Source organism: Variovorax sp. CCNWLW186 (assembly GCF_037203865.1).
Classification (GTDB): domain Bacteria; phylum Pseudomonadota; class Gammaproteobacteria; order Burkholderiales; family Burkholderiaceae_C; genus Variovorax.
In genome coordinates, this window is sequence record NZ_JBBCBO010000004.1 from 274536 (window position 1) to 297841 (window position 23306).

19 protein-coding genes are annotated in these 23306 nt (G+C 66.9%); all 19 read left to right on the top strand.

Features of this window, described 5'->3' with window-relative positions; translation table 11 throughout:
* Positions 1 to 85 precede the first annotated feature (85 nt).
* The 19 genes from V9K97_RS07355 to V9K97_RS07445 all read left to right on the top strand — a co-directional run bounded on the left by V9K97_RS07355 (position 86) and on the right by V9K97_RS07445 (position 23299).
* Entirely contained in the window at positions 86 to 2278 is a 2193-nt protein-coding gene (locus V9K97_RS07355; RefSeq protein ID WP_337317262.1) for an indolepyruvate ferredoxin oxidoreductase subunit alpha, read from the top strand.
* Positions 2279 to 2285: 7 nt separating this feature from the next.
* Positions 2286 to 3794, top strand: coding sequence for an indolepyruvate oxidoreductase subunit beta family protein (locus tag V9K97_RS07360; protein WP_337317350.1), 1509 nt, complete (start codon positions 2286 to 2288; stop codon positions 3792 to 3794).
* Positions 3795 to 3814: 20 nt separating this feature from the next.
* The gene (locus V9K97_RS07365; protein WP_337317264.1) at positions 3815 to 4807 is read left to right on the top strand and encodes a PDR/VanB family oxidoreductase; all 993 of its coding nucleotides are present in this window, start codon (positions 3815 to 3817) and stop codon (positions 4805 to 4807) included.
* A gap of 16 nt (positions 4808 to 4823) precedes the next feature.
* Positions 4824 to 6137: an aromatic ring-hydroxylating dioxygenase subunit alpha gene (locus tag V9K97_RS07370; RefSeq protein WP_337317266.1), complete on the top strand. Its 1314-nt coding sequence runs from the start codon at positions 4824 to 4826 to the stop codon at positions 6135 to 6137.
* A complete protein-coding gene (locus V9K97_RS07375; RefSeq protein WP_337317268.1) occupies positions 6137 to 6637 on the top strand; it encodes an aromatic-ring-hydroxylating dioxygenase subunit beta in 501 nt (166 codons plus the stop codon). The genes V9K97_RS07370 and V9K97_RS07375 overlap by 1 nt, the downstream gene beginning before the upstream one ends.
* A gap of 7 nt (positions 6638 to 6644) precedes the next feature.
* Positions 6645 to 8291, top strand: a complete 1647-nt coding sequence (locus V9K97_RS07380) for an AMP-binding protein (RefSeq protein ID WP_337317269.1) — start codon at positions 6645 to 6647, stop codon at positions 8289 to 8291.
* On the top strand, positions 8288 to 9460 hold the full coding sequence (locus V9K97_RS07385) for a thiolase family protein (protein ID WP_337317271.1): 1173 nt from the start codon (positions 8288 to 8290) through the stop codon (positions 9458 to 9460). The genes V9K97_RS07380 and V9K97_RS07385 overlap by 4 nt, the downstream gene beginning before the upstream one ends.
* The gene (locus V9K97_RS07390) at positions 9457 to 10740 is read left to right on the top strand and encodes an SDR family NAD(P)-dependent oxidoreductase (RefSeq protein WP_337317273.1); all 1284 of its coding nucleotides are present in this window, start codon (positions 9457 to 9459) and stop codon (positions 10738 to 10740) included. The genes V9K97_RS07385 and V9K97_RS07390 overlap by 4 nt, the downstream gene beginning before the upstream one ends.
* Positions 10741 to 10754: 14 nt before the next feature.
* On the top strand, positions 10755 to 11567 hold the full coding sequence (locus V9K97_RS07395) for a cyclase family protein (protein WP_337317275.1): 813 nt from the start codon (positions 10755 to 10757) through the stop codon (positions 11565 to 11567).
* Positions 11564 to 12289, top strand: coding sequence for an SDR family oxidoreductase (locus tag V9K97_RS07400; RefSeq protein ID WP_337317277.1), 726 nt, complete (start codon positions 11564 to 11566; stop codon positions 12287 to 12289). Before V9K97_RS07395 ends, V9K97_RS07400 begins: the two co-directional genes overlap by 4 nt.
* A gap of 47 nt (positions 12290 to 12336) precedes the next feature.
* Positions 12337 to 13503 carry an ABC transporter substrate-binding protein gene (locus tag V9K97_RS07405; RefSeq protein ID WP_337317279.1) on the top strand — a complete coding sequence of 389 codons (1167 nt, stop codon included), beginning with the start codon at positions 12337 to 12339 and terminating at the stop codon, positions 13501 to 13503.
* Positions 13504 to 13861: 358 nt separating this feature from the next.
* Positions 13862 to 15007, top strand: coding sequence for an ABC transporter substrate-binding protein (locus V9K97_RS07410; RefSeq protein ID WP_258504888.1), 1146 nt, complete (start codon positions 13862 to 13864; stop codon positions 15005 to 15007).
* Positions 15008 to 15029: 22 nt separating this feature from the next.
* Entirely contained in the window at positions 15030 to 16349 is a 1320-nt protein-coding gene (locus tag V9K97_RS07415) for an aromatic ring-hydroxylating dioxygenase subunit alpha (RefSeq protein ID WP_337317281.1), read from the top strand.
* Complete coding sequence (locus tag V9K97_RS07420; protein WP_258504891.1) at positions 16346 to 16813, top strand: aromatic-ring-hydroxylating dioxygenase subunit beta; 468 nt, start codon at positions 16346 to 16348, stop codon at positions 16811 to 16813. Before V9K97_RS07415 ends, V9K97_RS07420 begins: the two co-directional genes overlap by 4 nt.
* Before the next feature lie 40 nt (positions 16814 to 16853).
* Positions 16854 to 18017: an ABC transporter substrate-binding protein gene (locus V9K97_RS07425; RefSeq protein WP_258504892.1), complete on the top strand. Its 1164-nt coding sequence runs from the start codon at positions 16854 to 16856 to the stop codon at positions 18015 to 18017.
* A 37-nt stretch (positions 18018 to 18054) separates the two neighbouring features.
* Positions 18055 to 19110, top strand: a complete 1056-nt coding sequence (locus tag V9K97_RS07430; protein WP_337317284.1) for a branched-chain amino acid ABC transporter permease — start codon at positions 18055 to 18057, stop codon at positions 19108 to 19110.
* Positions 19110 to 20897 carry a branched-chain amino acid ABC transporter ATP-binding protein/permease gene (locus V9K97_RS07435; protein ID WP_337317352.1) on the top strand — a complete coding sequence of 596 codons (1788 nt, stop codon included), beginning with the start codon at positions 19110 to 19112 and terminating at the stop codon, positions 20895 to 20897. The genes V9K97_RS07430 and V9K97_RS07435 overlap by 1 nt, the downstream gene beginning before the upstream one ends.
* Positions 20898 to 20979: 82 nt before the next feature.
* A complete protein-coding gene (locus V9K97_RS07440; RefSeq protein ID WP_157612906.1) occupies positions 20980 to 21711 on the top strand; it encodes an ABC transporter ATP-binding protein in 732 nt (243 codons plus the stop codon).
* Entirely contained in the window at positions 21701 to 23299 is a 1599-nt protein-coding gene (locus V9K97_RS07445; protein WP_337317286.1) for an ATP-dependent acyl-CoA ligase, read from the top strand. The genes V9K97_RS07440 and V9K97_RS07445 overlap by 11 nt, the downstream gene beginning before the upstream one ends.
* The last annotated feature ends 7 nt before the right edge of the window (positions 23300 to 23306 follow it).

A 23306-nucleotide genomic window follows, 5' to 3' on the forward strand; every position in this document is an offset into this window, starting at 1 on the left:
GTGGATACATTCATTTGTCAACATTATAGAAAGCGTGATGTGGCACCTGAAGCGCATCCTCCCACGAGAAAGAAGAAGGACCCACATGGCTGAGCGTTCATTCGTCGAAGAAGTCAAGAAGCTGCGACTTTCCGGTGGCGAGGTGTTCCGCGGTGAAGGCATTCTGGCCGTCACCAAGGCCTTGCTCGAATCGGGGGTTTCCTATGTGGCCGGCTACCAGGGCGCGCCCATCTCGCACCTGATGGACGTGCTGGCCGATGCGCAGGACATCCTGGCCGAGCAGGGCATCCGCTTCGAGAACAGCGCAAGCGAAGCCACTGCCGCAGCCACGCTGGCTGCTTCGGTCAACTATCCGCTGCGCGGCGCAGTCACCTTCAAGGCCACCGTGGGCACCAATGTCGCGTCGGACGCGCTGGCCAACCTGGCCTCGGGCGGCGTCACCGGCGGCGCGCTCATCATCGTGGGCGAAGACTACGGCGAAGGCTCTTCCATCATGCAGGAGCGCAGCCACGCGTTCGCGATGAAGTCGCAGATCTGGCTGCTCGATCCGCGGCCCAACCTGCCGAGCATCGTCGATGCGGTGAAAACGGGCTTCGATCTTTCGGAGGCCAGCAACACGCCCGTGATGCTGCAGCTGCGCATCCGCGCCTGCCATGTGCACGGGCACTTCGTTGCAGGCGACAACAAGCGCGCCAAGTTCACGCTGCAAGAGGCGCTGGAGAACCCGCAGCGCGACGTCAGCCGCATCGTGCTGCCGCCCGCGAGCTTTGTGCATGAACAAGAAAAGGTGAAGGACCGCTGGCCCGCCGCCGTGCGCTTCATCGAGGAGCGCAAGCTCAACGAGTTCTTCTCCGAAGACGCCGACGACATCGGCATCATCGTGCAGGGCGGCAGCTACAACACGCTGCTGCGCGCGCTGGAGCGCCTCGGCCTGGCCGACGTGTACGGCAACACCCAGGTGCCGCTCTACGTGATGAACGTGGCCTACCCGGTCATCGAGAGCGAAGTGATCCGCTTCTGCGAAGGCAAGCGTGCGGTGCTGATCGTCGAAGAGGGGCAGCCCAACTTCGTGGAACAGAACCTAGCGACCATCCTGCGGCAAGCGGGCTCCACGACCGTGCTGCACGGCAAGGACATGTTGCCCGTGGCGGGCGAGTACACGGCGTCCGAGCTGCTGAAGGGCGCGCGCACCTTCTGCGAGCGCTACGAGCGGCTTGCACCGCTGCCCGTGCCTGCGCCGGTGCGCAAGGTGATCCCGCTGAAGGAAGTCGCCGCCATCGGCGTCGATGCGGCACCCGAGCCGGCCATGCCGTCCACAGCGCTCGGCGACGTCGTGCATGCGCGCCCGCCGGGCTTTTGCACCGGCTGCCCCGAGCGCCCGATCTTCAGCGCGATGAAGCTGGTCGAGCGCGAACTCGGTGCGCATCATGTGAGTGCCGACATCGGCTGCCACCTGTTCTCGATCTTGCCGCCTTTCAACATCGGCAACACCACCATGGGCTACGGCCTGGGCGGTGCCGGTGCGGCGGCGCTGAATGCACCCGCCGGCAAGCGCGCCATCTCGATGATGGGCGACGGCGGTTTCTGGCACAACGGCCTCACGAGCGGCGTGGCCAACGCGGTGTTCAACAAGAGCGACAACCTCACCATCATTGTCGACAACAACTACACCTCGGCCACCGGCGGGCAGGACATCCTTTCGTCCAACGCCATCAACAAGACCCGCAGCACCGGCCACGAGATCGAGCGTGCCGTGCGCGGCGTCGGCGTGGAGTGGGTAAAAACAATGCGCCGCACCTACGACGTCGCGGGCATGCGCGATGCGCTGAAAGACGCACTCACCACCACCAAGAAGGGGCCGAAGGTCCTCATCGCCCAATCGGAGTGCATGCTCAACAAGCAGCGCCGCGAGAAGCCGCTCGTGCGCAAGGCCATTGCCGACGGCAAGCGCATGGTGCGCGAGAAGTTCGGCGTCGATTCGGATACCTGCACCGGCGACCACTCGTGCATCCGCCTGTCGGGCTGCCCGTCGCTCTCCATCAAGCCCAACCCCGATCCGCTGCGCGTCGATCCCGTTGCCACCGTGCTCGACAGTTGCGTGGGCTGCGGCAACTGCGGAGATGTTTCGCATGCCGCCGTGCTGTGCCCCTCGTTCTACAAGGCGCAGGTCGTGAGCAACCCGACAGGCTGGGACAAGCTGCGCGAACGCGTTCGCGGCGCCGTCATCGGCTGGCTGCAGCGCGGCGAGGCGCGCCGCCGCGAAGCCTATGCCTTCTGAAGCGATGATGACGACCAAGGCCCAACCTATCAAGATCGCGATCCTCGCCATGGGCGGGGAGGGCGGCGGGGTGCTCGCCGACTGGATCGTCGACATGGGCGAAGCCAACGGCTACGTCGCCCAGACCACCTCGGTTCCGGGCGTGGCGCAGCGCACGGGGGCCACCATCTACTACGTCGAGCTCTATCCAGCGGCGCAGGCCGAATCGGATGGCGGCCGCCCCGTGCTGGCGCTGATGCCGTTGCCTGGCGACGTGGACGTGGTGCTCGCATCGGAACTCATGGAAGCGGGCCGCGCGGTGCAGCGCGGGCTGGTCACCAGCGACCGCACCACCCTCATCGCATCCACGCACCGCGTGTTCTCCATTGCCGAGAAAAGCGCGCTGGGCGACGGCCGCGTCGACAGCACGCAGTTGCTCGCGCACACGGCTCGGGCCGCCAAGCGCTTCATCCGCTTCGACATGGCGCAGGCCGCAGAAGCCTCGGGCAGCGTGATCAGCGCGGTGCTGTTCGGTGCGCTGGCGGGATCGGGCGTGCTGCCATTCAGCCGCGCGCAGTTCGAAGCGACCATCGAACGCGGCGGCGTGGGCGTCAAGCCCAGCCTCAAGGCCTTTGGCGGTGCATTCGCTCGCGCGCAGGCCGGCGACGATGGTGAGACACCGCCGGAAGCCGCCGCGGCTGTGCCGACTCCGCAACCACGTCACCCGGCCGTGCGTGCGCTGGTCGAGCGCGTGCAGCGCGACTTTCCGCTCGCCGCGCAAGACTTCCTGCTCGAAGGCGTGCGCCGCCTCATCGACTACCAGGACCCGGCCTATGCCGGCCTCTACCTCGACCGCATGGCTGCCATCGCGGCGCTGCCCGGCGACAGCGCCCACCGCCTGCTGCGCGAAACGGCTCGCCACCTCGCGCTCTGGATGTCGTATGAAGACACCGCCCGCGTTGCCGCGCTCAAGACCCGCGCGACCCGCTTCGAGCGCGTGCGCGGCGAGGCCCGCGTGCAGCCCGGCCAGGTGCTTGCCATCAACGAATACATGCATCCGCGCCTGCAGGAAATCTGCGAGACGCTGCCGGGCGGCATCGGCCGCTGGCTCATGAACTCCACATGGCCGAAGAAGCTCGTCGAGCGCTTCACGCAGCACGGCCGGGTGATCCAGACCAGCTCGCTGCACGGCTACCTGATGCTGCGCATGGTTGCGGCATGCAAGCGCTGGCGCCTGTCGACGATGCGCTATGCCGAGGAAAACCGCCGCATCGAGGAGTGGCTGCAGCGCATTGCCGCCGCCGCGGGGCACAACCCGGAGCTGGCGGTGGAGCTCGCGCAGTGCCAGCGCCTCGTCAAGGGCTACAGCGACACGCATGAGCGCGCCATCCGCAACTACGACACCGTGATGCGCGCGGTGGAACGCGCCGGACCCCGGCTCGCGCCCGCCACCCTGCGCGAACTGCGCGACGCCGCGCTTGCCGACGAGCACGGCCACAAGCTGCAAGCCGCGCTCGCGCAGCACGCACTGGCCTGAAGAGAGACAACGGACGCACGATGACCGCACCCACCGCCACGCTCCAGCTTCGCGTTGCCGAAGCGCGCGAACTCAATCCGCTCATCCGCATGCTGCGCCTGCGCGCGGAAGACGGGCGCCCGCTGCCCGGCTTTGCCGCCGGTGCACACATCCGCGTTCAGGTGAAGTTGCCCGATGGCAAGACCGACTGGCGCCACTACTCGCTGATCAACTTCGCGACAACGCGCAACGCGACGAACGCCCCCACGGAGTATGTGATCGCAGTGCGCAAGGAAGCCGAAGGCCGCGGCGGCTCGCGCTTCATGCACGAGCAGCTGAAAGAGGGCGACACCCTCGCCATCGAGGCGCCGAAGAACGACTTTCCGCTGCACACCGGTCCCGGCGGCTCGGTGCTGGTGGGGGGCGGCATCGGCGTGACGCCGCTGGCCACCATGGCCGCGCGCCGCCGCGCCGAAGAGGCGCCGGTGCGCATGCACTACGCCGGCCGCAGCCGCGACCTGATGGCCTTCCTGCCCGAGCTCCAGGCGCTGCTCGGCGACGACCTGCGCGTGCATGCCGACGCCGAAGCCGGCGCACCGCTCGATATCGATGCGCTGCTCGACGATGTGCCGGCCGGCGACCGCCTCTACGTCTGCGGCCCGAAGGTCATGCTCGACGCCGTGCTGGCCCGCACCCAGGCGCGCGGCTGGGAGCATGACCGCGTGCACTTCGAACTCTTTACGGAGCCGGTCGCGGAAGAGGGCGACCAGCCCTTCGAGGTGGAACTTGCCCAATCGGGCCAGCGCTTCACCGTCGCGGCCGACCAGAGCATTCTCGATTGCCTCATCGACAACGGGTGCGACCCGATGTTCGACTGCAAACGCGGCGAATGCGGCGTGTGCGCCGTGCCAGTGCTCGAAGGCGAGATCGACCACCGCGACTACGTGCTCACCGCCCGCGAGAAGGCGGAGGGCAACGTCATGCAGATCTGCATCTCGCGCGCCAAGGGTGCGCGCCTGGTGCTCGACATGTGAAGGAGCCACGAGAACCATGCCTTCGTACCGAGACAACCCCGAAGCCGTGCGCGCACTCGTGCAGAACGACCGCGTGCATCGCGACCTGTACACCAGCCAGGAACTGTTCGAGCTCGAGCAGGAGCACTTCTTTGCCAACACATGGAACTACGTGGGCCATGAGAGCCAACTGCCCAAGCCCGGCGACTGGATCAGCAACGAGATCGCCGGCCGCCCGCTGATCGTCGTGCGCCACACCGACGGCAGCGTGCGCGCGATGATGAACCGCTGCGCCCACAAGGGCTCGCGCCTGGTGAGCGCACCGTGCGGCAACACCGGCAAGTTCTTTCGCTGCCCGTACCACGCATGGACTTTCAAGACCGACGGATCGCTGCTGGCGATTCCGCTGAAGACCGGTTACGAGAACACGGCGCTGCACGAGTGCGAGTCGGCCAAGGGCCTGACCACGCTGAAGCATGTGCGCAGCTACCGCGGCTTCATCTTCGTGAAGATCAACGATGCGGGACCCGACTTCGACGAGTACTTCGGTGATTCGCTGAGCTCCATCGACAACATGGCCGACCGCTCGCCGGAAGGCGAGCTCGAGATTGCCGGCGGTTGCCTGCGCTTCATGCACCAGTGCAACTGGAAGATGTTCGTCGAGAACCTCAACGACACGATGCACCCGATGGTGGCGCACGAATCGTCGGCCGGCACCGCCAAGCGCATGTGGGCCGACAAGCCCGCCGACGAGCCCAAGCCCATGGCCGTGGAGCAGTTCGTGCCTTTCATGTCCGACTACAAGTTCTTCGAGGACATGGGCATTCGCACCTACGACCACGGCCACAGCTTCACGGGCGTGCACTTCAGCATCCACAGCAAGTACAAGGCAATTCCCGAGTACGACGACGCCATGAAGGCGCGCTACGGCGAAGAAAAAACCGCGCAGATCCTCGGCATGGCACGGCACAACACCGTGTACTACCCGAACCTCACCATCAAGGGTGCGATCCAGGCGATCCGCGTGGTGAAGCCGATCTCTGCCGACAAGACGCTGATCGAGAGCTGGACCTTCCGCCTGAAGGGCGCGCCGCCCGAGTTGCTGCAGCGCACCACCATGTACAACCGGCTCATCAACTCGCCGTTCTCGGTGGTGGGTCACGACGACCTGCAGGCCTACCGCGGCATGCAGGCCGGGCTTCATGCGAGCGGCAACGAATGGGTCAGCCTGCATCGCGACTACGACGCGTCGGAGCTGAAGGGCGGCGAAATCACCACGGGCGGCACCAACGAACTGCCGATGCGCAACCAGTACCGCAGCTGGGTGCAGCGCATGACGGAGACGATGTGATGGCCGGCGCCGAAATCTCGACCCAGATCACCCGCCAGGACCTGATCGACTTCGTCGTGAACGAAGCGCGCCTGCTGGACACCCGTCGCTATGAGGAGTGGAACGCGCTCTTCACCGACGACGCCTTCTACTGGGTGCCGCTGGTGCCCGACCAGGAAGACGGGCTCAACCACACCTCGCACCTCTACGAAGACAAGCTGCTGCGCGAACTGCGCATTGAGCGCCTCAAGAGCCCGCGTGCCTTCTCGCAGCAGCCGCCGAGCCGCTGCCACCACCTGCTGCAGGTGCCGGTGGTCGAGACCTTCGACGCCGAAGGCAACCGCTTCGTGGTGCGCACCGAGTTCCACTACACCGAATCGCAGGGCGATGAACTGCAGTTCTACGTCGGCACCTTCTTCCACTACCTCACGGTGCAAGACGGCGCGCTGCGCATGACGCTCAAGCGCGTGAACCTGCTCAACTGCGACGCGGCGCTGCCTGCCGTGCAGCTCTTCATCTAGGGACGCGATGCAAGACTCCACCGTTTTCGGCACCGTCCATCAAGTCTTTGCGGCAACTGCCAAGCGAACGCCGCAGGCCGAGTTCTTGTTCACCGAGTCGGTGACCGCTGCCGCCTACGGCATTCCGGCCGGTGCCATCCGCTGGGGCGAGGCAGCCGCCGAGGTCGAGCGGCTTCGCACTGCCTACGCGAAAGCCGGCTACGGCCACGGCCATCGAGTGGGGCTGCTGCTGGAGAACCGGCCGGCGTTTCTCTTCCACTGGTTCGCGCTCAACGCGCTGGGCGTGAGCGTGGTGCCGATCAATGCCGAAATGCGTTCGGCTGAACTGGTGTACCTGATCGGCCACAGCGAGATCGGCCTGGCGGTGACGCTGCCTGAACGCGCGAATGATCTGCGCACAGCCGCTGCGCAAGTCGGCGTGCCCTTCGAAACCATGGGACCCGACGACGCTGTGCCCAGAGCCAGCACCGCCGCGCCGCGGTCGCACGAACCCATCGGCGCCGGCACCGAATGCGGCCTGCTCTACACGTCGGGCACAACTGGCCGACCCAAGGGCTGCATCCTGAGCAACGCCTACTTCCTGCGTGCGGGCGAGTGGTACGCGGCGCTCGATGGCGTCTGCAGCATCCGGCCCAATGCCGAGCGCGTCATCACCCCATTGCCGCTCAACCACATGAACGCGATGGCGTTCTCCACCATGGTGGTGCTGGTGGCAGGCGGCTGCCTGGTGCAGCTCGACCGGTTCCATCCGAAGACATGGCTGGCAAGCGCTCGCGAGAGCGGCGCAACCATCGTTCACTACCTGGGCGTGATGCCTGCGATGCTGCTGTCGGCCCCGCCGTCTGCCGCAGACCGCGACCATGCGATCCGCTGGGGCTTCGGCGCCGGTGTGGACCGAAAGAACCATGCACCCTTCGAGGAGCGCTTCGGCTTTCCGTTGGTGGAGGCGTGGGCCATGACCGAGACCGGCGCGGCCGCCTGCATCATGGCCAACCGCGAGCCGCGTTTAGTGGGCACGAGCTGCTTCGGCCGGCAGGAAAACTTCGTGCAGATCCGCCTCGTGGGCGAGGACGGCAGCGACGTCGGTACCGACGTGCCGGGCGAACTGCTCGTGCGCTCGGCCGGCGACGACCCGCAGCGTTATTTCTTCTCCGGCTACCTGAAGGACGAAGAGGCGACGCGTGAAGCATGGGCGGGTGGCTGGTTCCACACAGGCGACCTTGTGCGCCGCGATGCCCAGGGCAACTTCTTCTTCGTCGACCGCAAGAAGAATGTGATCCGCCGCAGCGGCGAGAACATTTCGGCCGTCGAGGTCGAGAGCGTGCTCAACCAGCATCCGGCGGTGAAGACCTCCGCCGTGGCCGCGACGCCCGATGCGGTGCGCGGCGACGAGGTGCTGGCTTGCATCGTGATGCGCGAGGGCGCCGATGCCGCGCAGCGCGAGCAGATCGCAGCGAGCATCGTGCAGCACGCGCTCGCGCAGTTGGCCTACTACAAGGCGCCGGGCTACGTCGCCTTCGTCGATGCGCTGCCGCTCACGCCGTCGCAGAAGATCCAGCGCGGCCAACTGCGAGAGATGGCGCAGTCGCTGCCGGGGCAGGGCCACTGCATCGACACCCGCTCGATGAAGAAAAGACAAGTGGGGCAGGCATGACCAGGCAACGGCTCTCCTACGAAGGCGTTGCGGTCGCCGTGCCCATCACGGTGCCCTACGTGCGTTATTCCACCCGCACCGCGCACTGGTTCATCGGCCAGGCCATCGAGGCGCTGGTCGAGTCCAGCGGCGTCGCCAAGGAGCAGATCGACGGCCTGTGCCTCAGCAGCTTCTCGCTCGCGCCCGACACGGCCGTGGGCGTCACTCAGCACTTGGGGCTTTCGCCGCGCTGGCTCGACCACGTGCCCACCGGCGGCGCCTCGGGCGTGATGTGCCTGCGCCGCGCCGCGCGCGCCGTGCAGGCGGGCGATGCCGACATCGTCGCCTGCGTGGGCGCCGACACCAACCATGTCGACTCCTTCCGCCAGACGCTCGGCAGCTTCAGCAACTTCGCGCGCGATGCGAGCTACCCCTACGGCTCGGGCGGACCGAACTCGATTTTCGCGTTCATCACCGCCAACTACATGCGCACCTACGGCGCCAGGCGCGAAGACTTCGGCCGCATCTGCGTGGACCAGCGCACCAATGCGCTCGGCAATCCGAATGCGATGTTCAAGAAGGCGCTGACGCTGGACGAATACATGGCTGCGCGGCCGATCTCCGACCCCATCCACCTCTTCGATTGCGTGATGCCTTGTGCGGGCGCCGACGCCTTCCTGGTGATGAGCGAGGAGCGCGCGCGCGACCTGGGCCTGCCGCACGCCGTGATCCGCGGCGCCATCGAGCGCCATAACGCCTATGCCGAAGACCCGGTGATGGTGCAGGGCGGCTGGCGCATGGACCGCGACGACCTGTATGCGCAGGCCGGCGTCCAGCCCGCACAACTCGACTTCGTGCAGACCTACGACGACTACCCCGTCATCGTGATGATGCAGTTCGAAGACCTGGGCTTCTGCGAGAAGGGCGAAGGCCCGGCCTTCGTGCAGTCGCACACCATGACTTTCGACGGCAGCTTTCCTAACAACACCAGCGGTGGCCAGCTCTCGGCCGGGCAGGCCGGCGCGGCAGGCGGTTTCCTCGGCATGGTCGAGGCGATCCGCCAGCTGACCGGCCAAGCCGGCAAGCGCGCGGTACCCGACGCGCAGCTGGGCCTCGTCGCCGGCTTCGGCATGGTGACCTACGACCGCTGCCTGTGCACAGGCGCGGTCATCCTGGGGAGACCCGCATGACGATGCCTTTGATGCGCCCCCCGCGCAAGAACCCGGTGCTGCGCACACGGCAGATGAACCTGCCGCCCGGCGCGCGCGGCCGTGTGGCGCTCGGCCTCACCGCAGCCGCCGCCGAAGGCCGCTTCGAGCTGCAGACCTGCGAAGACTGCGGCACCGTGCAGTACCCGCCGCGCGAGGTCTGCCACAAGTGCCTCTCCGCCGCGCTGCGCTGGCGCACGCAGAGCGGCGAGGGCGAACTGCTCGGCAGCACCACGCTGCACCACAGCAACGACCTGTTCTTCCGCGAGCGGCTGCCCTGGCGGCTGGGGCTGGTGCACCTGGATGCCGGTCCGACGCTCATGGTCCACCTGCATGGGGAGGTCGGCGACGCGCCCCAGCGCGGGCAACCCGGAGGGGACGCGCTACCGCGCGTCCGTGTCAGCGCCCGGCTCGACCGCGCCGGCCAAGCCGTTCTCATTGGTTTTCCGAATGAAGGGAGTCCCCACATGGCCGACGACAAGATGCTGCGCGAGATGACCAGCGATCCCAAGTTCCGCAAGGTGCTGGTGACCGACGGCAAGACCGAGACCGGCCAGGCCATCGTGCGTGCGCTGGTAAAAGCCGGCGCCGACATCGTCTGGGTCGGCCATGCCGAGCCCTGGAAGAAGATGGGCGATGGGCTCGACGACATCTCGGCGCTGCCGCAGGTGACGCTCGTGCCGCTCGACCTCACCAACGGCCGCCAGGTGACCGAGCTTGCAGGCTCCATCGGCGGCAAGGTCGACATCGTGATCAACAACGCCGAGGTGCACCGCACCTTCGGCATCGGCGCGCGCCGCGGCACCGATGTGGCCAAGGCCGAGATGGACATCAACTACTTCGGCCTGCTGCGCCTCGCGCAAGAGTTCGGCCCTGCGCTCAAGGGCCGCTCGGCCGACGGCGCCACGGGCGCGACGGCGTGGGTCAACCTGCTGTCGATCTACTCGCTCAGCAACTTCCCGCCGCACGGCACCTTCAGCGCATCGAAGGCGGCGGCGCATTCGCTCGCGCAGTGCCTGCGCGCCGAGATGGGCCCGGCCGGCATCCGCGTGATCAACGTGTTCCCCGGCCCCATCGACGACGAATGGAACCAGCACACGCCGCCGCCCAAGCTGGCGCCCACCGCGCTGGCCAACGCCATCGTGAAGGCGCTGCGCGATGGGGTGGAAGACGTGTACCCCGGCGATGTGGCGCAGGAGTGGCTGGAGCGCTGGCGCGACAACCCGAAGGTGCTCGAACGCGAACTGGCTGCAGGCGGCTGAAGAAGGAACCCACGATGACGACAACCACCGAACTGATGTCCGCCGCCGAGATCCTCGGCGGCCTGGTGACCGCCATGGCGAGCGGCCGCATCCGCGTGATCGACCTCACGCAGACGCTCACACCCGAGTTCCCGCAGATCGCATTGCCGCCTGAGATGGGCCAATGCTGGCCCTTCCGCATCGAAGAAGTGTCGAAGTACGACGAGCGCGGCCCGGCCTGGTACTGGAACAATTTTTCGTGCGGCGAGCACACCGGCACGCACTTCGATGCGCCGATCCACTGGATCTCGGGCCGCGACCTGCCCAACAACTCGGTCGACACCATTCCCGTGCAGCACTTCGTGGCGCCGGCCTGCGTGATCGACTGCTCGGCTGATGTACAGGCGAACGACGATTACCTGCTGAGCGTGGCCGACATCGAACGCTACGAGGCCGCGCACGGCCGCATTCCCAAGGGGGCCTGGGTGCTGATGCGCACCGATTGGTCCAAGCGCAGCGATCCCGAGGCGTACCAGAACTTCGACGAAACCGGCCAGCACACGCCCGGCCCCAGCACCGAGGCCGTGCGCTTCCTGGTGGAGCAGCGCGACGTGCTCGGCTTCGGCTCAGAGGCTATCGGCACCGACGCGGGCCAGGGCTATCACCTGCGGCCGCCTTACCCGTGCCACTACTACATGCATGGTGCAGGCCGCTACGGCCTGCAGTGCCTGAGCAATCTCGACCTGCTGCCGCCATCGGGTGCGGTGCTGATCTGCCCGCCGCTCAAGATCGAGAAGGGCAGCGGCAGCCCGCTGCGCGTGCTGGCTCTGGTGGGAGCGCAGGCATGACGCCGAAGGTCGCTGCCGTCACCGGCGGCAGCGCGGGCATCGGCAAGGCGATCTGCGAAGACCTGCTCGCGCAGGGCTACGAAGTGGTCTCGCTCGCGCGCCGCAAGGCCGAGATTGATCACCCGAAGCTGCACAGCATCGAGGTCGACCTGAGCGATCGGGCGGCGACGGGCGAGGCGGTGCGCGAGCTGGTCGCGCGTTTCGAACCGACCACCATCGTGCACAACGCCGGCGTGATCCGCCCCGCGCTTCTGCCTGAGGTGAAGCTGGACGATCTCGATGCGCTCGTCGACCTGCACCTGGGCTGTGCGATCCAGCTCGTGCAAGGTGCATTGCCCGCGATGCGTGCACAGCGCTTCGGCCGCGTGGTGCTGCTCTCGTCTCGCGCGGCGTTGGGCCTGGCTACGCGAACCAGCTATTCCGCGACCAAGGCCGGCATGCTGGGCATGGCACGCACCTGGGCGCTCGAGCTCGCGGCGGACGGCATCACGGTGAACGTGGTCGCGCCCGGTCCTATCCGTACCGACATGTTCTACGACGTGGTCGAGGCGGGCAGCGAGAAGGAACGCGCGCTCGCGGCCTCAGTGCCCGTCAAGCGCCTCGGCGAATCGACCGACGTGGCACGCGCCGTGCGTTTCTTTGCCGCGCCCGAAAACAGCTTCGTCACCGGGCAGGTCCTGTACGTCTGCGGCGGCACCAGCGTCGGCAGTCTCGCCCTCTAGTTTTTCAGCGTTCGTTTCGTTCATCCATCACACCCTGGAGCACCGCCATGAAAGTCCTGAACCGAATTCGCACCCTCGCGGCCATTGCCGCGGGCCTCGGCGCACTCAGCGCCGCCAGCGCTTGGGCCGCAGATCTCAAGGTCGGCTTCATCACGTCGCTTTCGGGGCCGGTGTCGTCGCTGGGCATTCCCTATGAAAAGGGCATGAAGGCCGCGCTCGCCTACAAGGCCGACCTGGGCGGCCGCAAGATCCAGCTGGTGCAGCTCGACGATGCCTCCGACCCGACGACGGCCGCGCGCAACGCCCGCAAGATGATCGACGAGGACAAGGTCGACGTCATCATCGGCACCGCGGGCTCTCCGGGCGCACTCGCCATTGCCGGCGTGGCGCGTGAAACGAAGACGCCGCTGATCTCCATCGCCAACGCCAACCTGCCAGGCGAAGAGGGCGCATGGATGGTCACGCTGCCGCAGCCAGCGCCGCTGATGGTGAGCGCGGTGGTCGAGCGCATGAAGAAGTCGGGCGTGAAGACGGTGGGTTACATCGGCTTTTCGGATGCATGGGGTGACCTGGTGTACGGCGCGCTGCAAAAGAGCGCAGAGCCGGCCGGCATCAAGATCGTGTCGAACGAGCGCTATGCGCGTGGCGATTCGTCGGTGACCGGCCAGGTCCTGAAGATCGTCGCGCTGCGCCCCGACGCGGTGATCACCGGCACCTCGGGCACACCCGGTGCGCTGCCTTACCTCGCGCTCTCGGAGCGCGGCTACAAGGGCCAGATCTACGGCATGCATGCGCTGATCAACCCCGACTTCGTGCGGGTGGGTGGTGCGTCGGTCGAGGGCTTGCTGGCCCCCACGGGGCCGGTGATCGTTGCCGAGCAGTTGCCAAGCGAGAACCCGATCCGCAAGGTGTCGATAGACTTCCGCGCGGCCTACCAGAAGGCCAACGGCGCACCGCCGACCGATGCCTTCTCTGCCTACACCTTCGATGCGTGGCTGCTCTACCTCGATGCCGCCCAACGCGCGCTCGCCACCAAGGCGGAGCCGGGCACGCCGCAGTTCCGCGAAGCGCTGCGCGACGCCATCGTGAGCACCAAGGAGCTGGTGGGCACGCACTCGGTCTACAACTTCAAGCCGAACGACCGCTATGGCTCCGATGAGCGTTCACGGGTTGTCGTGAAGCTCGAGAAGGGCCAGTGGAAGCTGGTTCCCTGAGATGGGGTTTTCCTGTTCGGGCCGCTGGGGTCATTCATGGTGCGCACCCGTCGACGGGGTGCCTTACTCCGCGAATGTCCCCCGGCCTGCGGCCTCCTCCTTTATTTCGCTGCGCAAGGCACCCCATCGACGTGTGCGTGATCCAGAGCAGTCGTTGATCAGCGGTACACCCACAGCGTACCCAAGTGCACAGGGCATCGGGTGCTCCCCGCAGCGAAATAAAGGAGGAGGGGCGCAGCCCCGGGGGACATTCGCGGAGGGGAGTACCCGGTGGCCTGGGCACTCGCCCTGAGCCCTGAGCCCTGAACAACAGAACGCCCAAACGAAGCAAGAAACAACACAAGCCGGAGCAACCAAGATGAAAAAGAACCTAGTTCGAATCCTCGGCCTCGCCACAGTCGCCATGGCCGCCGCGCAGGCCATGGCAGCCGACCTGAAGATCGGCTTCATCAGCTCGCTTTCAGGCCCCGTCGCTGCGCTTGGCGTGCCCTACGAAAAGGGCATCCGCGCAGCCATTGCGGAGCATCCGGAAATCGGCGGCCGCAAGGTCCAGCTCATCGTGCTCGACGACGCTTCCGACCCCACCACCGCCGGGCGCAACGCACGCAAGCTCGTGACGGAAGACAAGGTCGACGTGCTCATCGGCACTTCCGGCGTACCGGGCGCAATGGCCATAGCCTCCGTGGCGCGCGAACTCAACACGCCGCTCATCTCGCCCACGCCCGTGACCATTGCCGGCCCCGAGGGCGCGTGGACCGTGACCGTGTCGCAGCCGTTCCCGCTCATGGTCGCGGGCGTGGTGGAGCGTATGCAGAAGTCCGGCGTGAAAACGGTGGCCTTCATCGGCTTTTCCGATGCGCTCGGCGACCTGGCCTATGACTCGCTCGTGAAAAGCGCCGAGAAAGCCGGCATCAAGGTGGTTGCGAACGAGCGTTATGCACGCAGCGATTCATCGGTGGCGGGGCAGGTGCTGAAGATCGTCGCGGCCCGGCCCGATGCCGTGTTCGCGGGCAACTCCGGCACGCCCGGTGCGCTGCCCTACATCGCGCTTGCCGATCGCGGCTACAAGGGAAAGATCTACGGTACGCATGGGCTCATCAACGCCGACTTCGTGCGCGTGGGCGGCGCCTCCATCGAAGGCCTGCAGGTGCCGAGCGGCCCGGTGCTCGTGGCCGACCAGCTGCCTGACAGCAATCCCATCAAGAAGGTGTCGATGGGCTTTCGCAACGCCTACCAGAAGGTGAACGGTGCGGTGCCTACCGATGCCTTCTCCTCCTACACCTACGACGCCTACCTGCTGCTGGCCGATGCCGCCTCGCGCACCAAGGGCGAGCCAGGCACGCCGCAGTACCGCACGGCTCTGCGCGATGCCATCGTGAGTACGAAGGAGCTGGTGGGCACGCACGGCATCTACACCTTCAAGCCCGACGACCGCTATGGCTCCGACCAGCGCGGCGTGGTGATCGTGCAGATGAACAAGGGCCAGTGGAAGCTGGTTCCCTGAGAAAAAAACCGAGCGCCCGCCGATGACCAGCTACCGCCATCATCTTGACCGCATTGCCGCCCTGGTGCAGGACGACCGCGTGCACCGCGACCTGTACCTGAGCGACGAGATCTTTGCGCTCGAGCAGGAGCGCCTGTTCGCGAACACCTGGGTCTTCCTGGGCCATGCGAGCCAGGTGCCGGAGGCGGGCGATTTCGTGACGCAGGAGGTCGCAGGCCGGCCGCTCCTTATGGTGCGGCAGCCCGACGGCGCAGTGCATGTCATGTACAACCGCTGCGCCCACAAGGGCACGCAGCTGGTCACGGATGAATGCGGCAATACCGGCCGCTTCTTCCGCTGCCCGTACCACGCGTGGACCTACAAGCTCGACGGCGCGCCGCTCGGCCTGCCGCTGAAGAACGGTTATGAGGGCACCCAGCTCAAGGCCTGCGAATCGGGGCAGGGGCTGTCGGTGGTGAAGCATGCGAAGGTGTACCGCGACTTCGTCTTCGTGCGCCTCTCCGAGGCCGGCCCCTCATTCGAAGATTACTTCGGCGAGGTGCTCGGCGCCATCGACAACATGGTCGACCGCTCGCCGGAAGGCAAGCTCACCGTCGGCGGCGGCGTGCTGCGCAACATCGTCCATTGCAACTGGAAGATGTACCTCGAGAACATCAACGACACGGTGCATCCGATGTCCACGCACGAGTCGGCCACCAAGGCGGCCGAGGCGCTGTGGGAGGGCCACGCGCCCACCGATCCCAAGCCCATGGCGATGGAGCAGATCCTCCCCTTCGGTTCGGGCTACGAATTCTTCGACAAGATGGGTGGCCGCGTGTTCGCCAACGGCCACAGCGTGCTGGGGGTGAACTTCAGCATTCACTCCAACTATGCGCAGTTGCCCGAGTACGAGGCCGCGATGCAGGCCGCGCACGGCGCCGAGCGCGCGGCCGACATCCTGCAGCGCTCGCCGCAGAACTCGGTGCTGTATCCGAGCCTTTCGGTGAAGGGCTCTCCCCAGGCCATCCGCGTCATCCGGCCCCTGGCGGCCGACCGCACGTTGATCGAGGCCTGGAGCTTCCGCGCAGCGGGCGCGCCGGCGCTGCTCTTCGAGCGGGCGATGAGCTACAACCGGCTCGTTTTCTCGCCGATGTCGGTGGTGGCGCACGACGACGTGCACCTGTTCGAAAGCATCCAGCAAGGGCTGCGCGCCGGCGGCAACGAGTGGGTGAGCCTGCACCGCAACTTCGACGCGGCCGAGCTCGCGCAGACCACCATCACCACCAACGGCACCAACGAACTGCTCATGCGCAACCAGTTCCGCGCCTGGGCGAAGGCAATGGCTTTGGAGGCTGCGGCATGACCAGCGACCCGCGCGATTTTGTCGCCCATGAGGCCGCGTTGCTCGACGAACGGCGCTTCGACGACTGGCTGGCGCTCTTTGCCGACGACGGCCACTACTGGGTTCCATTGCTCGGCGCCGCGCAGGCCGATCCGTTCTCCCACAACTCGCTGGCTTACGAAGACCGGCTGCTTTTGCAGCTGCGTGTTGACCGGCTGAAAAATCCGCGCGCGCATTCGCAGCACCCCGCAAGCCATAGCCAGCATGTGCTGCAGCCTTCGCGCATCGAAAGCGAGACGGGCGACGAGGTGCGCCTTCGCACGCCGTTCCTCTACGTCGAAGCGCGCGGTGAATCCCAGATCTTGCTGAGCGGCACGGCCCGCCACCACCTGGCGCAGACGCCCTCGGGCTGGCGCATCCGCCAGAAGCGCATCGACCTGCTCAACGCCGCGCGCGCATTGCCGGCCATCCAGTTGTTCATCTGAGTTTTCCGTTCCTTCCATTCTTTCTCACTGGAGCTACGACATGAAGAGCCTGATGCTGACCTTGACGCGCGGTGCCATCGCCGCGGCGCTGACTGCCTGCGGCGTTGCGAGCGCGCTTGCGGCCGACCTCAAGGTCGGCCTGAGCGTGTCGCTCTCGGGCCCCAACTCTTCGTTGGGCGTGCCATATGCGAAGGGCATGCAGGCCGCGCTGGCCTACAAGCCTGAGATCAATGGCCGCAAGGTGCAGCTCATCGTGCTGGACGACGGCTCCGACCCGACGACCGCCGGGCGCAATGCGCGCAAGCTTGTCGAAGAGGAGAAGGTCGACGTGCTCATGGGCACCTCGGGCGTGCCGGCCGCCATCGCGATGGCGCAGGTGGGCCGCGACGCGAAGACGCCGATGATCGGCCTCACGCCGATCCTGCTCGATGCGAACGAGAACTCGTGGGTCATGACGGTCGCGCAGCCCACGCAGCTGATGATCGATGCCGTGGTCGAGCGCATGAAGCGCAACAACGTCAAGACGGTGGGCTACATCGGTTTTACCGACGCCTGGGGCGACCTGGTCTACAACGCGCTCATGAAGGCCGCGCCCGAAGCCGGCATCAAGGTCGTGAGCAACGAGCGCTACGCGCGCGCCGACGCTTCGGTGACCGGGCAGGTGCTGAAGATCGTCGCGCTGCGGCCCGATGCGGTGATGACCGGCGGCGCCGGCACGCCGGGTGCATTGCCGTTCCTTGCGCTGCAGGAGCGCGGCTACAAGGGCGGCGTGTACGGCCAGCACGGCCTCATCAACCCCGACTTCGTGCGCGTGGTCGGTGCCGCCGGCCAGAACGCACTGATGCCCACCGGCCCGGTGATCGTCGCCGAGCAGTTGCCCGACAACTATCCGACCAAGAAGATCGCCACCGATTTCCGCGCGGTGTTCCAGAAGGTGAACAACGCGCCGACCAGCGATGCCTTCTCGGCCTATTCCTTCGACGGCTGGCTGGTGTTTGCAGATGCCGCCTCGCGCGCCATGAAGAAGGCCGAGCCGGGCACGGCGGAGTTTCGCGTGGCGCTGCGCGATGCCATCTTCAGCACCAAGGAGGTGGTGGGCACGCACGGCGTGTACAGCTTCAAGCCCGGCAGTCTCTATGGCGTGGACGAACGCGCCCGCGTGATCGTCAAGCTCGACAACGGCCAATGGAAGCTCGCACCTTGAACCACCTGATGACGACGACTTTGCCCGGGGGCTTTCTATGACATGGGACGTGGCGCTGATCCTTGTCACCGACGGCCTCGCCAACGGTGCCATCTATCTGCTGGCCGGGCTCGGGCTGGTGCTGATCTTTTCCGTCACGCGGGTGGTCTTCGTGCCGTTCGGCGACATCGCGGCCTTTGCCGCACTGTCGCTCGCGGCCTTCGAAACCGGCCGCGTGCCGCCGACCATTGGCATGGTAGCCGTGCTCACGGCGCTGGCGTTGGCAACGGAAGTCGGCAGCCTGCTGCGGCGCGGTGAAGCCGCCCGCATTCCCAAGGCGGTGCTGATGTGGGGCGTGTTGCCCGCGATTCCCTGCGTGCTGGCGTGGCTTGCGGCAAGGCCGGGCGTGCCGGTGGCGGTGCATATCGCGGTAGCGGTGCTGCTGGTGGTGCCCATTGCGCCGCTGCTCGCAAGGGTGGTGTTCCAGCCGATTGCCGACGCTTCGGTGCTGGTGCTGCTGATCGTTTCGCTGGCGCTGCACTTCCTGCTCTCGGGCCTGGGCCTGTTGTTCTTCGGCCCTGAAGGCTCGCGCACCACGCCGCTCACGAGCGCGGTGTTCACGCTGGGCGATGGGTTCACCGTCAGCGGCCAGGTGGTGCTGATGGTGGGCGCGGCCATTGTGCTGAGCGGGCTGTTCTTCCTCGTGTTCGAGCGCACGGTGGCCGGCAAGGCGCTGCGCGCGACGGCGGTGAACCGGGTGGGCGCGCGGCTGGTCGGCATTCGGCCGGTGCGCACCGCGCTGCTGGCCTACGGTTGCGCCTCTCTGCTGGCGGGGCTCATCGGTGTGCTGATCGCGCCGGTGACGACCATGTACTACGACTCGGGTTTCATCATCGGCCTGAAAGCCTTCGTGGCCGCGATCATCGGCGGGCTGGTCAGTTACCCGATGACGGCCGTGGGCGCGCTCGCGGTCGGCGTGGTGGAAAGCTTCGCGTCGTTCTGGAGCGGGGCGCTGAAAGACGTGATCGTGTTCAGCCTGCTCATACCGGTGCTCATGCTGCGCTCCTTCTTGGCCGCGCATTCCGAAGAGGAAGAAGACGAGGTGGACCAATGATGAACGGCAACCGCAAACGGATGGGCTGGATCGCCCTGGTGGTCGTCGTGCTGGCGCTGGTGCCGGCGGTGGCGGGCAGCTTCACGGTTTCGCTGCTCAACGACATCGGCATCGGCGCGCTGGTGGCGCTCGGGCTGGTGCTGCTCACCGGCGTGGGTGGCGCAACCTCCTTCGGCCAGGCCGCCTTCGTGGGCATTGCGGCCTATGCGACGGCGTGGCTTACGACCACGCAGGGCATGTCGCCATGGATCGGCCTCTTGTTCGCGCTGCTGCTCACCGGGCTGTCGGCCCTTGCCATCGGCATGCTCACGCTGCGGCTCGGCGGACACTTTCTGCCGCTGAGCACCATCGCGTGGGGCCTGTCGATCGCAATGCTGTTCGGGAACGTCGATGCGCTCGGGCGCCACACGGGGCTGTCGAACATTCCGGCGCTGCAGGTCGCGGGCTGGTCGCTGGCCGATCCGCGGTCGATGTACTACCTGATCTGGGTGGTGGTCGGGTTGGCCTGCCTGTTCAGCCACAACCTGCTGCAGTCGCGCCCCGGCCGCGCGATTCGCGGGCTGCGCGGCGGTGCCACGCTGCTGGCCAGCGTGGGTGCAGATGCCTACCGCGTGCGGCTTACGCTGTTTGTGACGGCCGCGCTCTTTGCGGGGCTGGCAGGCTGGCTCTATGCGCACATGAACCGCTTCGTGAGCCCGTCGCCCTTCGACGTGCGCGCGAGCATCGAGTACCTGCTGATGGCGGTGGCCGGCGGGCTCGGGCAACTGGCGGGCGCGCTGGTGGGCGCGGCCTTGGTGCTGGTGCTGAAGAACGGCCTGCAAGACGTGCTGCCCATGCTCACGCAGCGTGCCGGGCAATTGGAGGCGGTGGCGTTCGCGACGCTGTTCATTCTGCTGCTGCACTTTGCGCGGGGCGGTCTCATGGGTTTGCTGCGCCGCTGGACGCGTCGCAGGGCCGGCACGCAGGGGGCATCGCGCTATGAGGCACCCGCGGTCGAACCGCTGCCGCATCGGCAACTGCCCGCGCGCGGCACGCAGGTGCTGTCGGTCAAGGGCGCGGTCAAACGCTTCGGCGGGCTGGTGGCGGTGAACGATGTGAGCTTCGAGGTGAATGCGGGCGAGATCGTCGGCCTGATCGGCCCCAACGGCGCGGGCAAGTCGACGATGTTCAACCTGCTGACCTGCACGCTGCCGATGAGCGCGGGCCAGGTGCGCTTTCTGGAGCACGACATCGCCGGCATGCCGCAGCGCCAGGTGGCTCGGCTGGGGTTGGCACGCACCTTCCAGCACGTGAAGCTGCGGCCGCACATGAGCCTGCTCGACAACGTGGCGCTGGGTGCGCATTCGCGTACGCGCTCGGGTGTCTTGAAAGCCGGCTTGCGGCTGGACCGCACCGAGGAAAGGCAGATCCTGCAGGAGGCGCAGCGCCAGCTCGACCGCATCGGCTTGGGTGACCGCGCGCACGAGCTCGCGGGCAGCCTGCCCCTGGGCACGCAGCGCATTCTCGAAATTGCGCGCGCCCTGGCTGCAGACCCGGTGCTGCTGGTGCTCGACGAGCCCGCGGCGGGCCTGCGCCGCAAGGAAAAGATGGCGCTCGGCGACCTGCTGCGCAAGCTGCGCGAGGAGGGCGTGACCATCCTGATCGTTGAACACGACATGGACTTCGTGATGAAACTGGTGGACCGGCTGGTGGTGATGAACTTTGGCTCCAAGCTCGTGGAGGGCGTGCCGTCCGCGGTGCGCGCGGACGAGCGTGTGCAGGCGGCTTACCTGGGGAGCGTTGTATGAGCGCCGCACGGCCGCCCGAAGGCGCGGGCCCCCTTCAGGGGGTGCGCGAAGTACACGCAGTGACAAGCCTGGGGGTGATGAAATGACCGCGATGCTGGAGATCGGCGATCTGCATGTGTCGTATGGGCAGGTCGAGGCGGTGCGCGGCGTCTCGCTCGACCTGCAGCCAGGGCAGATCATCTCGGTGATCGGCCCCAACGGCGCGGGCAAGACCACGCTGCTGGCCGCCGCCATGGGCCTGCTGCCCTGCAAGGGCACGCTGCGCTTCGAGGGCGAAGACCTGCAAGGGCTCGATGTGGAAGCGCGCGTGGAGCGCGGCCTGTGCCTTGTGCCCGAGAAACGCGAGCTGTTCGGCGAGCTCACCGTGCTCGACAACCTGCAGCTCGGCGCCTATGCCAAGCGGCTGCGTGGCGATGCGATGAAGAAGCGGCTGCAATCGGTATACGACCGGTTTCCGCGGCTCGCGGAGCGCCGCGCGCAGCGCGCCGACACGCTCTCGGGCGGCGAGCGCCAGATGCTGGCGGTGGGCCGCGCACTCATGTCGGCGCCGCGCCTGCTGATGCTCGACGAGCCCAGCCTCGGCCTTGCACCGCTCATCGTGCGAGACATTCTTACCATCGTGCGCAAGCTGCGCGAAGACGGCGTGTCGATCCTGCTGGTGGAGCAGAACGCGCGCGCGGCGCTCGAAACCTCGGACCACGGCTACGTGCTCGAAACCGGCGAGATCGCGCTTTCAGGCGCTTCGGCCGAACTGGCGAGCGACCCGCGGGTGCAGGCCACCTATCTTGGCGGAGGCACGCACGATGACGAGTGAACCGCGCGCAGTGCCCCCGGCACAGCGAACGCTGCCGGCCATGCTGCAGCGGCAGGCGGCAGTGTTCGGTACGCGCCCGTTGCTGCGCATTGCGGGCTCTCGCTGGTCGCATGCCGATGCGGCAGAAGCAGCGGGCGGTCGCGCGGGCGCACTCGCGCAAGCGGGCATCGAGCGCGGAGACCGCGTGGCCGTGATGTGCGGCAACCGCATCGAGTTTCTGGAAACCTTTCTAGGTGCCGCTTGGATCGGCGCTTCGACGGTGCCGATCAACACCGCCTCCATGGGGCCGCAGATCGAGTACTTCCTTTCACACAGCGAAGCGAAGCTGCTGGTCATCGAAGCCGGGTTTCTGAGCCGCCTGCAGGCCGCGGACCTCGGGCGAACGAAGCTCAAGGAAATCTGGATCGTCGGCGAGGCGGCCGGCGGCGAGCCCGCAGCGTGGCTCGCACCGGCCAGCGTGCGCGTGCTGGCGTATCCCTCCGGCGGCCCGGCTGCTGAGCCGGCCGACGTGCAGCCCGGCGATCCGCTGGCCATTCTGTATACCTCGGGCACCACGGGCCCGGCCAAGGGCGTGATCTGCCCGCATGCGCAGTATTTCTGGTGGGGCGTGAACAGCGCCGAGGTGCTCGGCGTGGCGACGGACGACGTGCTGTGCACCACGCTGCCGCTCTTTCATATCAATGCGCTCAACACCTTTGCGCAAGCCGCGCTGACGGGCTCCGAGGTTGTCTTTGAAACGCGCTTCTCGGCCTCGGGCTTCTGGCCTTCGATGGATGCGAACGGCGCCACCGTGGTCTACCTGCTGGGTGCCATGGTGCCGATACTGCTTGCGCAACCCACGGGCGAGGGCGAGCGCAACCATCGCGTGCGCATCGGCCTCGGGCCCGGTGTGCCCGATGCCGCTGGCAAGGCATTTTTCGAGCGCACCGGCGTACGCCTGCTCGAAGGCTATGGTTCCACCGAAACCAACTTTGCCATTGCCACCGCACCCGATTCGCCGCGCGGCGGCGTCATGGGATGGCTTCGGCCCGGATTCCAGGCGCGTGTTGCCGACGAAAGCGATGCGGAGCTGCCCGCGGGAGAAGCCGGCGAATTGCTGCTGCGCGCCGACGAACCCCATGCCTTCGCAAGCGGCTACTTCAACATGCCCGAGAAGACGGTCGAGGCCTGGCGCAATCTCTGGTTTCACACCGGCGACCGCGTGGTGCGCGACGCCGACGGAGCCTTCAGGTTTGTCGATCGCATCAAGGATGCGATCCGCAGGCGCGGCGAAAACATTTCTTCGTTCGAGGTCGAGCAGGTGCTGCTGAGCCATCGCAGTGTTGCGTCGTGTGCGGTGTACCCGGTGCGCTCCGAACTGGCTGAGGACGAAGTCATGGCCGCGCTGGTGCCGCGCGAGGGCGAGCGCATCGATCCGCTGGAACTGATGAGCTTCTGCGAAAGCCGCCTGCCGTACTTTGCGGTGCCCCGCTATGTCGATGTATTGCCTGACCTGCCGCGCACCGAGAACGGCAAGGTTCAGAAGTTCAAGCTGCGCGAGCGCGGGGTAGGCGCGCAGACCTGGGACCGTGCGCTGAACAAGCGATAGGCCACAT